Below are 10,876 nucleotides of genomic sequence, written 5' to 3'. Positions count from 1 at the left end.
TTAATAGTACACTAAGGTTTACAATGGATATGGTCAATTTAGAAATCCTTTAAGTTTGATTGGAATTTCTTCTAAATATAAGTGTATAAATTCACAAAAAGGACCGTACATTGTTTCAATAAAAAATACAAAGACAGATTTACCTCTTGGAAGGAGCCGGAACATGAGTAGTATTCCCAAAATCGTAATCTTAGGCGCGGGCTATGGGGGTATTTTGACCGCACAGCGCTTACAGAAGGCTTTGAACTATAATGAAGCGGATGTCACGCTCGTAAACCGTCACGAGTACCACTATTTTACTACCCATCTACATATGCCTGCCGCGGGTACAGATAGTATTGAACACACTCGGGTGTCTATTTCTAAACTAATCGATGAATTCAAGATCGATCTCGTTAAGTCATCTGTTCAGGAAATTCGTACCCAGCAGAAAAAGATTATTTTGGAGGATGGTACTCTTTCGTATGACTATCTCGTCATTGCTTTGGGCGGAGAGCCTGAAACATTCGGTATTCCAGGACTTGATAAATACGCACTGACGATCCGGAGCATCAACTCCGTTCGTTTGATTCGTGAACATATTGAGTATCAATTTGCAAAATATAAGAACGAGAACAATGCACAGGAGCATATCAATTTCGTAGTCGGTGGTGCCGGCTTTAGCGGAATTGAATTTGTGGCCGAATTAGCTGACCGCATCCCTGGGTTGTGCAAAGAATTTGACGTTGATCCAAGCATGGTAAATATATATAACATAGAAGCTGCTCCAACAGCTCTGCCTGGATTTGCTCCTGAACTTGTTGAGTATGCGATGAACCTGCTCACTAAGAAGGGGGTTACATTCAAGATGGGCGTTGCGATCAAGGAATGTCTACCAAACGGTGTAATTCTGGCATCAGGCGAAGAGATTAAGGCTTCTACAATTGTCTGGACAGGCGGAATTCGAGGAAACCGTCTGATTGAAGCTGCAGGGTTTGAAGCTATGCGTGGACGTGTGAAAGTAGATGAATATTTACGTGCACCAGGCCAAGACAATATCTTCATTATTGGAGACGGCTCCTTGATGATTAACCCAGAAGGGCGTCCTTATCCGCCAACGGCACAAATTGCTATGCAACAGGGAGAGTGCTGTGCACATAATTTGGTGGCTGCGATCCGTAATCAACAACCAAAGAAATTCGCATTCAGCAATAAAGGAACAGTAGCTTCTCTAGGCAAAGGTCAAGGGATTGCTGTAGTTGGCAGCAAAACTTACAAGGGCTGGACTGCAGCTCAATTGAAAAAAGTTGTGGATATGCGCTATTTGTTCATTATCGGTGGGATTCCGCTGGTTCTGAAAAAAGGAAGATTCTTATAAGATGCGTCACTGCAGCGTGCAGGTACGTGGATTGCTGACCCGAGAAGAATTGGACCGATATAACGGACTGATTGAGGTTGGATCTTATCTGGAGGATCAGAATCAGTACGATCTAGCGTATGTTGTTCAAAAGGAAATTGATCTGCTCATTCTCCCTGGCATTGAACGATTAAAGGAAAAAGGGCGAGCGCGTGACAGGGCTACGGCTGAATATTTGGAAAGTCTGCGTGATGATGAAGATGACAGCGAAGAGGATGAGGAAGCAGGAACTTCGTTATAGCATTTAAAAAGGGTGAGTCTCCATAAAGATCTGGAGACTCACCCTTTTTGTTACAGTTTAAGCATTTCTTCAAAAGAATCCTCAGTCAGCAGGTTGCCGACATAGAAAGGTCCGAATTCACCGTAGCGAGCACTGACTTCGTCAAAGCGCATTTCGTAAACCAGCTTCTTGAATTGCAGCGGATCTTCAGCGAACAGGGTTACGCCCCATTCCCAATCATCAAAACCTACGGAGCCGGTGATAATTTGTTTTACCTTACCAGCATAACCACGTCCGATTAATCCGTGAGAAGCCATCAGTTCCCGACGTTTATCCATATCAAGCATATACCAGTTATCGGCGAGCTCGCGTTTCTTGTTCATTGGATAGAAGCAAATATGCTTCGCTTGCGGCAAAACAGGTTTTAGACGTGCGATAACATGCGGATTCTGCATAGGATCACTACCATCGCTGCCCCCCGCAAGGTAATTGCTTAATTCAACAATACTTACGTAGGAATAGGCTTTAGTTGTATATTGAGCAAAAGCGATTTTGTTAAAGGCCGTCTCAAGCTGGTTCAGATCTTCCAAGCTTTCACGCAAGAACATCATTACGAAATCGGCCTTCTGGCCAACGATGGAATATACCGCGGAGCTGCCTTGTTTGGCTTCTTCGACAGGACTCCATTCTTGCATAAAAGCATGTAATTCTTCCAGAGCAACGGCACGTTCTTCATCATCTGCTGCCGTCCATGCGGTCCAGTTCAGTGAGCGGAAGTCATGCAATGCATACCAGCCTTCCAGTGTCATAGCGGCTTCGTTCATGATCTCACTCCTTAAAAGTTTTACGAAGCATAAGCTCCGCTTGAAATATCGTCGCGTAAAACTCACATCGTAAGCATACGCTTAGTTTTACGAAGCATAAGCTCCGCTTGAAATATCGTCGCGTAAAACTCACATCGTAAGCATACGCTTAGTTTTACGAAGCATAGGCTCCGCTTGAAATAACGTCGCGTAAAACTAGCTACGAAGCTCCTGCATCATAGACTATGTATGATTTATTAATCTATATGCATTGTATCGCAATCAAGTTGCTTAGAGCAAATGATGACATTCCGTTGTAAGAGTATTAGACCTAATTTTGAATAAAGTTCATTGCTTCGTGACATTTTTTCTAGTAAACTTACTACTAGCTCGTATAAGATGTGCGCTTCTTTATAGAAAGGGGTAGTGACGGTAAGATGGGGTTTATTCCAGTGTTTATCCTAACCGTTTTATTCTTTGTGATGATGTTTGGTATTGGATTTATTCTTAACATGTTAATGAAGACAACCTGGTTTCCCGCTTATCTATTCGTACTTATTATTCTACCCGTCGTAGTCTATTCCATTTGGGATAGAAGCGCGATGTCGCTCTGGGAGCATCTCTCCAGTTTCCACTTTGTTGATTACTTAACTGGTGTCGCTGGTCTTGCAGGTGCTATATTGAGTGGATGGACCATTCAAAAACTGCGCTTTGGCGGTTACAAGATGTTTTAAAGATTTAATTGGAAGACCTGCGGCTCTGATGTGAGAGTCGTTTTTTTGAACATATAAGCTTTTAGTTCTACGCTAAGAATCAATTTTGGAATTCAGCGAGAAACGGAACCTTCCTCTTCCAGGGGACAGTGAAGCCGTTTCTTCTTGTTTAATAGAGGTAGATAATCGTATGAAAAAGCTGATTATATAGCGAAAAGAGTCGGAATTGGTAGTTTATTTACATTTCCGGCGACGTTTTTTATGATAGAATAGAATCCTGTATGAATTCGTGAAAACAAGGGGGTATCCGTAGATGCGCATGAGTAACTTACATCATTTCACCGAACATCATCGGTACTGCGTTTCCCGCGAATTTGGTCTTAGTGTTATAGATGGACGTATGCTTAGCTCTGTGTATCAGCCTATGGTAGGAGCTTTTGCAATCAGTTTCTATCGCTTGCTGGTTGAACATGTACCAGCAGATAGCATTGGCTATTCTGGAGTGGAGCAACAGCGCAGATTATTTATGACGCTAGGCGTTGAACCAAATGAGAAAGGCCGCAAATATTTAATAGATCAGGCTTCCCGGTTAGAAGCGGTAGGTCTGCTACAGACCTGTCGAATCTATGTGCCGGAAACCGATGATTACTTATATGAATATGAGCTTATGCCGCCGCTATCGCCAGCTGACTTTTTTGCCACTCAGCATTTGACGTTGCTGTTACGCGATAAAATCGGCAAATTTGCTGTGCTGTCCTTACGGGAACAATTCTGGAATCGAGAGCCAGAAGAGTGGAGTCGCAGATCCATAGGCAAAGAGAATATCTCCGTGCCTTTTTATGATATTTTTCAGCTTAATACACATGTTATTGATTATGAGCTGGAGCAGGCACTTGCAGAAGTAGCCACTGTGCGTCAGCCTGGTATGCGTGAATCTGGAGAACAAGCGATTGGATATAGTGATATTATTTTGCGTTTTCCAAGGGAGTCCGTGAACCGGGCTCATGTAGAAAAACTGCGTTTTGACCATACTCAAATGGGTGTTATTAACTATGTAGCTCATAAGTACGAACTCAGTCCGCAGGATTTATGTCGTCTGCTGGATGAAGATGGCGTGTTCTCACCGGATGGCGAGGTTATTCTGGATGCACTGCAATATAAAGCGAGCCAGCATTTCAGGCAGGATATGAAACGACAAGAAAAGCGTGAAGTTGCTGCTGCTAAGGTTGTTTCCATCCGTTCCAGTGCCTCTGAAGAGAATGATGATTCTATAGCACCACCGGAGCAATCTGTAGAGATGGAGTATTATGTAGAAGTACCACCACAATTTTTGTCCAAATGTGACATCCACCAATATAATATGATGCTGCGGAACGAACCTTATACACGGCTGCTTCAAACTTTTTTCCCAGGTGCAGTACCCAGTCATTTGATGGATATGTTCGAGAAAATAGATTTGAACTATAAGCTAAGCGGTGAAGTAATCAATGTACTTATTCATTACTTAATGACTATGGTAGCCTCAGGTGGAGAACAGCGAATGAACCGCAATTTTGTGGAGGCTATCGCTTCCAATATGCTGGTTAAACAGGTGAACACCTACGAAAAGGCTGTAAAATATATCAGGGATCAGTCCAAAGTGAAAGGCAAGGGAGCTACAACTAACACGGCGGCGGGATCTCGATCACGTTCATATGCTAAAAATACAGGTCGATCCGCTAAACCGGAAATTCCGATTGTGCTGGACGATGGAAGTGCCGGAACGGTATCGGAAGAGGAATTCGCGGCGATGATGAAGAAAGCGGCAGAAATTAAAGCCAACAAGAAAAAAGGCGTTTCCCAAGCGCCATAATGAAAGAGAGGTGGAACTATGGAGTCTATGGGCGATGTGCTTCGTTCGATCAACAATCCAACTCTACGGCAGCGTCAACGCGATCTTGAACAGGAGTTATTCAATCATCCACTTGTGAAGGCATTACAGTCTGAACATCCAGAGTTAGATGATTCGCGACTGCGGCTTCATATGAGCCGCCTGTATCAATATGTAGAGGAAAGCCGCCACTGTGCGAACTGTCCGGGACTAGAAAAATGTCCGAATGATTTCCCTGGTCACTTTAGCAAACTTACGGTAGAGAGCGTGAATGGTTCGGCGGACTTATATGAACGCAAGACGGCATGCCGTCTTAAAGTGGCACAGGATAATCAGGATAGCATCCGCAAACGTATCCGTAGCTTTTATGTGGACGAGCGTGTGCTCAATGGCGGTTATGATGAAATAGATATTATGGGCAAGGATCCACGCCGGGTCTCTGCTGTTAATAAAATATTTGATTATATCACGAGCGTTAAAGAAGAGGGTCTGACCTCGCGCGGGATTTATTTACATGGGACTTTCGGAACAGGCAAAACATTTCTGATGTGTTACTTGCTTCATGAGCTTGCTGTTGCCGGCTATACTGGAGTTATCGTATATATGCCAGATTTTATCGAGGATTTGAAGTCGATCATGATGGACGGCCAGAAGATGAAGGAAACCGTAGATACGTTGAAAAACTGCGATTTACTTATTTTTGATGATATTGGTGCGGAGAACTTGAATCCATGGGCGCGTGATCATGTGCTTGGTGCGATTCTGAATTATCGGATGAACCGTAAGCCAACCTTCTATACCTCGAATTATCCGCTCGATGGATTGGAGAAACATCTTAGCTTTACAAGCAAGGATGGCGAGGAGATTTATAAAGGCCAACGTTTGATGGATCGTATTGCTCCTTTTGTGGATGTCATTCCACTGCATGGGGAGAATCAACGGGGGACGATTAGATAAACTCGAAATATTCATAACCGTAACATTCAAAAGAGCAGCGATTCTCCTTTTATTGGAGAATCGCTGCTCTCTGTTTTTCTTATTTACTCTCAAAAAAAAGAAGCCGCCCCCTAAGTAGCATTCACTACTTTTGAGACGGCCTCTGTTTATATTGCGATGATTCCCTTACTCCGAAATGAACTTAATGATAACCATGCCGAAAAAGACAACGGTCATAAATGCAGTCATTCCGAAAAATCCATTCATTAAATCGCCTAGATCATTGCGGGGTTCTTCGTTGATATGTTCTCGTGGGTCCCGTGCTTGCGCGTTGACATCCATAGCTTCTGCCTCCTTACAGGGACTATACCTGTATTGTTAAGATGCAAATTGAGTTGACCATTATGAAATAAGTCATTGACATTTAATGCGCTTTCTTAGAGTATACCGAAAGGCTGGGGAGATTGTAAAGAAAAGAGTAACGTAAATAAAATTAGTTTGAGGGCAATATAATTGTATGTGATATATAACATATCCCTTAAAGATATGTTATACTGGAATTGTGTCGGTAAGTGGTAATTTGGTTATCATATTACATGAAACAATTTATTAACTTATATTTTCGGAGCAGCTTCCATAAACTAAGCTTTGGTTTAGAGTGGATTAATGTTTCGTAAAACTTTAGAGGAGGAACAATATCATGGCTATCGTGAACGTGTCTGACCAAACCTTCAGTAACGAAGTGGAAGGTCAAGGTACTGTAGTAGTAGACTTCTGGGCTCCTTGGTGTGGTCCTTGTAAGATGATTGCTCCAATCTTGGACGAATTGTCCGCAGAACTGGGAGACAGCGTGAAGATTGCAAAATTGAATGTGGATGAGAATCCGGAAACGGCTTCCCGTTTTGGCGTGATGAGTATCCCAACCCTGATCTTCTTCAAAGACGGTCAACCGGTAGATAAAGTTGTGGGATTGAACTCCAAAGAATCCCTGAAAAATATCGTAGCTAAACATCAATAATTGTTAAATGCTACTGTTCGGGCCTCGGCCCTGCCGCTCAGCGCCTTCGGTTCATTCCGGAGGCGTTTTGTGTGCTGAATGCCAATTAATTATGGGTCCAATTTAGCTGGAGGGGATCATTTTGGACAATATCCGCAACAAACTGGCTCTATTACCCGACCTGCCCGGGTGCTATCTGATGAAGAATGAAGAAGGCACCATTATTTATGTGGGTAAGGCGAAGGTGCTTAAGAACCGGGTTCGCTCTTATTTTACAGGCAGTCATAATGGTAAAACTCAGCGGCTTGTCGCTAACATTGCTGATTTCGAATATATTGTTACGTCCAGTAACATGGAAGCGCTCATTCTCGAGTGCAATCTGATTAAGAAGCATATGCCGCGTTATAATGTACTTTTGAAGGACGATAAGACATTTCCTTATATCAAAATAACGAATGAAACTCACCCTCGGCTTGAAGTCACACGCCGGGTGATTAAAGATAAAGCAAAATATTTTGGCCCTTATCCTAATGGTTATGCTGCACAGCAAACGAAAAAGCTCCTCGATCGTATGTATCCGCTCCGTAAATGTGGCGTAATGCCAAAGGAAGTCTGTCTTTACTATCACATGGGCCAATGCTTGGCGCCTTGTGAGAAGGAAGTGCAGAAATCCGAGTATGAGCAGATTACGCAAGATATCGCTGCTTTTCTGAGCGGAGGTCATGATGCGGTTAAGAAGGATCTACAGCAGAAGATGCAGGAAGCTGCTGAAGAATTATATTTTGAACGTGCGAAGGAACTGCGGGATCAGATTATCCATATAGATGCATTGATGGAGAAACAAAAGATTAACACCACAGATACTAAGGATCGTGACGTATTTGGTTATGCGGTAGACAAGGGATGGATGTGTGTACAGATTCTGTACATGAGACAAGGGAAGATGATTCAGCGCCACTCCTCTGTCTTTCCGTTCTATGGGGAGGCCTACAGTGACTTTATGTCTTATGTGACGCAGTATTACAGTGATAATCCTGCTCTGCCGCAGGAGATTCTTCTGCCGGATGTGCTTGACGAGGAAGCAGTGGTTGATAAAGAAGCTAAACCGGCGATTGTCATTGCTGCTCCAGCAGAAGAAGATCTACAAAAGGGGGAAGATACCCCCGAATCGCCTGAAGAAGTTGAGGCACGTGAAATGGCCGCTGCGGAAGCGTCAGCAGCAGGTGTCGTTGATGCTGCAGGTGGCGCCTCTATTCTACAGGAGTGGCTCGGCACCAAAGTGCTAGTGCCACAGCGTGGCCTCAAGAAGCAGATGGTCGGTATGGCCTGCCAAAATGCTACAGTCGCAATTGACGAGAAGTTCCGGCTTATTGAACGAGATGAAGTACGTACCTCTGGTGCTGCAATGAGCTTAGGCGAGAGCTTGGGGCTCGAACGCTTAAGCCGGATCGAGGCGTTCGATAACTCGAATATTCAAGGGACTAATCCGGTTTCTGCGATGGTTGTCTTCATTGATGGCAAGCCCGCACGAAAAGAGTATCGTAAATATAAGGTTCGTACGGTGGTGGGTGCGGATGATTATGGAACGATGCGCGAGGTCATCCGTCGGCGGTATGAACGGGTGCTGAAAGAGAACCTGCCGATACCAGATCTTATTGTAGTCGATGGTGGTAAAGGGCAGATATCCTCAGCTATTGATATTCTGGAGAACGAGCTGGGGTTATTCATTCCGGTCTGTGGTCTCGTTAAGGATGATAAGCATAAGACGGCTCAGCTTTTGGTTGGAGATCCGCCAGAACCTGTCGCTTTGGCTCGGGATAGTCAGGAATTTTATCTGTTGCAACGGATTCAGGATGAGGTGCATAGATTCGCCATCACCTTCCACCGTGAACAACGTGGGAAGTCCATGGTTACTTCTAAACTGGACTCCATACCAGGTATAGGGGAAAAGCGGCGCAAGGCGCTGCTTAAGCATTTCGGATCGCTAAAGAAAATTAAAGAAGCCTCCATAGAGGATTTTAAATCACTTTCTATTGGCGAAAAGCTGGCTAGTCAAATTCTTGAGGCGCTCAAGGATGAAGAGCCAGCGACATAGGCATTCGAAATACTGGAATGATGTATACGTAAATATAAAAAAGGTGTCACAGCAGTTTTCTGCTGTGACACCTTTTTTATATTATAGGTTATCCACCCGTTACTTCTTTAAATTACAGATGTAGGTTCAACCGGCTTAGGTTCTGATTTTTGCGGTGGATTAAACCGATAGACGATGTAGGCGACTATGAACGGCATGATAATCGCGAAGATACCAGCCCCTACATTCACACTTTCCTTCATAAAGATCAGGGTAGCGCCCATCAGAATGCTGTCAAACACGACGTGACTGAACATGACGGCAATAAAGCCGTAACGAAGGAATATATAGCTAAAGAGCAAACCGATCACGGTCAGCTCAATAGGACGGGAACTGATGGGATAGATCGGATACAGCGTATGGCCAAACGCCCAAACCAGCGTGGTGATCAGGCAAGCAATGAATGTGCTACGGAATACCTTTTTCAACATAGGAATTCCGAAAAAACGATAAATAGCTTCCTCGGATAAACCAGCGAGCCATGCAACGATGGGCAGCAGCCAAGCATATCTCATGTTGTAAGGAGATTGAGTAGCATCAGTAGTGGACCAGTTCTGCAAGGTAAATGATAATACGATGAACATAAGGGTCTGCACTCCTAGCAGCACGAATGCCCAGACGTATCCAGCCCGGATACTGTCCAGAACATATTTTCCATAGCCAGGCTCTTTAGCACGAGGCCATGGGTTCATCCCCTCTTCTTTTTTCCATAGGCCGTCCCCTCCAACTAAAGAAAAATAGAGCAGCGAGGACATTAGGAGGCTATATAAGGCATAAATGATGAACATTATGACGGAAGTTATCTGAGCCTCGAGTCCTTCGCCTGAGGATTCAGGGAGCATATTATAGGTGCTGATCATCATGATTATAAAATAAGCTGAGCTTAGGAATATTCCACGCTTAAAGGAGGTATGTTCTCTTCTAAGTATGCTGTAGATGAGTGCCAGAATTCCTAAAGCTAAAGTAGGCAGACCGTAGCCGAATAAAGTAAACTTTTCCGCGAGAGAGGTCTGGTCCTTTACATAGGAGGTATGCCAGGCTGGAGCGGTGAATCCTGCTTTAAAGCTGGATACCTGTTCGCCAGTGAAATCGAAATAATAGTGTAGTAAGGATTCGCCGATCTGAACGGAACGATCTGTATACACGAGCCCGTAGTTTCCCGTATTCGATTCAATTTGCAGCTTGGCGGGATTTACATCCCATTCCTGAAGCCAGGGACGGGCAAGATTTTCTTTTTGTGCAAGTGATAAGGTAGTACCCTTGTCCTCTTCTTTTGCACTGGTGGATACATTGTTTGGTAATCCGGCACCTGATCCTTCTGCACCTTGTTTGAAGGCGACAACTGCGCCAGTGTACATATTGAGGTCAACGGAGATCAGTGGCTCTTGTTCCGCTGAAGGACTAAGTGTTACACGAAAGATGTCAAAAGGATATCGTTGATCCAATTTCTTTTTTGTATAGTCCTCCAAAAGCTTCTCGCGGGACATATAACCATAAAAGGAAGAGTCTGTATCGTACAGTACATTCCACTGATCGGTTGGTGCTTTGGTGTAGTTCAGCTTTTGTTCTGCGAATGATATGGCTTTGTCGCGGGCTTCCGCCTTGCTGATGACAGTAGTATCTTCCCCGGCAGGGCTATTTAGCACCGAGGGAGCAATCTGAAACATAATAAATAGAATAAGACCGATAATGCCCGAGATGATGAGCCTCTTGGAGAGGGCACGTTGCTGTAAGGGCTGGCCAACGGGATTCATGTAACGCCTCCTTGTAAACTGACAATGTATGTTCCATTATAGTATTAGTGCCA

The 10,876-nt window shown here is 44.1% G+C and carries 10 protein-coding genes; 7 read left to right on the top strand and 3 right to left on the bottom strand.

Going from position 1 to position 10,876, the window contains the following annotated elements; translation table 11 throughout:
- Positions 1-163 precede the first annotated feature (163 nt).
- Together ACWNM1_RS29185 and ACWNM1_RS29180 are read left to right on the top strand one after the other, a co-directional pair.
- Positions 164-1,357 (top strand): NAD(P)/FAD-dependent oxidoreductase, encoded by a 1,194-nt coding sequence (locus ACWNM1_RS29185; protein ID WP_042130890.1) that lies wholly within the window; start codon positions 164-166, stop codon positions 1,355-1,357.
- Between the two features lies 1 nt (position 1,358).
- Positions 1,359-1,637 (top strand): hypothetical protein, encoded by a 279-nt coding sequence (locus ACWNM1_RS29180; protein WP_042191567.1) that lies wholly within the window; start codon positions 1,359-1,361, stop codon positions 1,635-1,637.
- Between the two features lie 50 nt (positions 1,638-1,687).
- On the opposite strand, the gene hemQ is transcribed toward ACWNM1_RS29180, so the two are convergent.
- The gene (gene hemQ, locus ACWNM1_RS29175; RefSeq protein WP_042191564.1) at positions 1,688-2,440 is read right to left on the bottom strand and encodes a hydrogen peroxide-dependent heme synthase; all 753 of its coding nucleotides are present in this window, start codon (positions 2,438-2,440) and stop codon (positions 1,688-1,690) included.
- A 416-nt stretch (positions 2,441-2,856) separates the two neighbouring features.
- Here hemQ and ACWNM1_RS29170 point away from each other — a divergent pair, with 416 nt between their 5' ends.
- The 3 genes from ACWNM1_RS29170 (at position 2,857) to dnaI (ending at position 5,959) form a co-directional block, all read left to right on the top strand.
- A complete protein-coding gene (locus ACWNM1_RS29170; protein ID WP_042130887.1) occupies positions 2,857-3,153 on the top strand; it encodes a YuiB family protein in 297 nt (98 codons plus the stop codon).
- Between the two features lie 292 nt (positions 3,154-3,445).
- A complete protein-coding gene (locus tag ACWNM1_RS29165; protein ID WP_042191562.1) occupies positions 3,446-4,984 on the top strand; it encodes a DnaD domain protein in 1,539 nt (512 codons plus the stop codon).
- A gap of 18 nt (positions 4,985-5,002) precedes the next feature.
- Positions 5,003-5,959, top strand: coding sequence for a primosomal protein DnaI (gene dnaI, locus ACWNM1_RS29160; RefSeq protein WP_042191560.1), 957 nt, complete (start codon positions 5,003-5,005; stop codon positions 5,957-5,959).
- Positions 5,960-6,124: 165 nt separating this feature from the next.
- Here the strand turns inward: dnaI and ACWNM1_RS29155 are convergent, their stop codons facing one another.
- The gene (locus tag ACWNM1_RS29155; RefSeq protein ID WP_143759540.1) at positions 6,125-6,280 is read right to left on the bottom strand and encodes a YqzM family protein; all 156 of its coding nucleotides are present in this window, start codon (positions 6,278-6,280) and stop codon (positions 6,125-6,127) included.
- 358 nt (positions 6,281-6,638) lie between these two features.
- Between ACWNM1_RS29155 and trxA the strand changes: the two genes are divergently transcribed.
- Both trxA and uvrC read left to right on the top strand, forming a co-directional pair.
- Entirely contained in the window at positions 6,639-6,956 is a 318-nt protein-coding gene (gene trxA, locus ACWNM1_RS29150; protein ID WP_042130884.1) for a thioredoxin, read from the top strand.
- A gap of 121 nt (positions 6,957-7,077) precedes the next feature.
- Positions 7,078-9,030: an excinuclease ABC subunit UvrC gene (gene uvrC, locus ACWNM1_RS29145; RefSeq protein ID WP_339267016.1), complete on the top strand. Its 1,953-nt coding sequence runs from the start codon at positions 7,078-7,080 to the stop codon at positions 9,028-9,030.
- 107 nt (positions 9,031-9,137) lie between these two features.
- Here uvrC and ACWNM1_RS29140 read toward each other — a convergent pair whose 3' ends face one another.
- Positions 9,138-10,823, bottom strand: a complete 1,686-nt coding sequence (locus ACWNM1_RS29140; protein ID WP_449603725.1) for a CPBP family intramembrane glutamic endopeptidase — start codon at positions 10,821-10,823, stop codon at positions 9,138-9,140.
- Positions 10,824-10,876: the final 53 nt, after the last annotated feature.

It is taken from the genome of Paenibacillus sp. Marseille-Q9583, assembly GCF_976954365.1.
Note: the sequence above shows the minus strand (reverse complement) of the source record. Positions and strands in the feature narration are given on the sequence as shown.

Excerpts from the sequence above, each read along its gene's own strand:
- ACWNM1_RS29185 (WP_042130890.1), top strand. The coding sequence starts at position 164 with ATGAGTAGTATTCCCAAAATCGTAATCTTAGGCGCGGGCTATGGGGGT.
- ACWNM1_RS29180 (WP_042191567.1), top strand. The coding sequence starts at position 1,359 with ATGCGTCACTGCAGCGTGCAGGTACGTGGATTGCTGACCCGAGAAGAA.
- hemQ (WP_042191564.1), bottom strand. The coding sequence starts at position 2,440 with ATGAACGAAGCCGCTATGACACTGGAAGGCTGGTATGCATTGCATGAC.
- ACWNM1_RS29170 (WP_042130887.1), top strand. The coding sequence starts at position 2,857 with ATGGGGTTTATTCCAGTGTTTATCCTAACCGTTTTATTCTTTGTGATG.
- ACWNM1_RS29165 (WP_042191562.1), top strand. The coding sequence starts at position 3,446 with ATGCGCATGAGTAACTTACATCATTTCACCGAACATCATCGGTACTGC.
- dnaI (WP_042191560.1), top strand. The coding sequence starts at position 5,003 with ATGGAGTCTATGGGCGATGTGCTTCGTTCGATCAACAATCCAACTCTA.
- ACWNM1_RS29155 (WP_143759540.1), bottom strand. The coding sequence starts at position 6,280 with ATGGATGTCAACGCGCAAGCACGGGACCCACGAGAACATATCAACGAA.
- trxA (WP_042130884.1), top strand. The coding sequence starts at position 6,639 with ATGGCTATCGTGAACGTGTCTGACCAAACCTTCAGTAACGAAGTGGAA.
- ACWNM1_RS29140 (WP_449603725.1), bottom strand. The coding sequence starts at position 10,823 with ATGAATCCCGTTGGCCAGCCCTTACAGCAACGTGCCCTCTCCAAGAGG.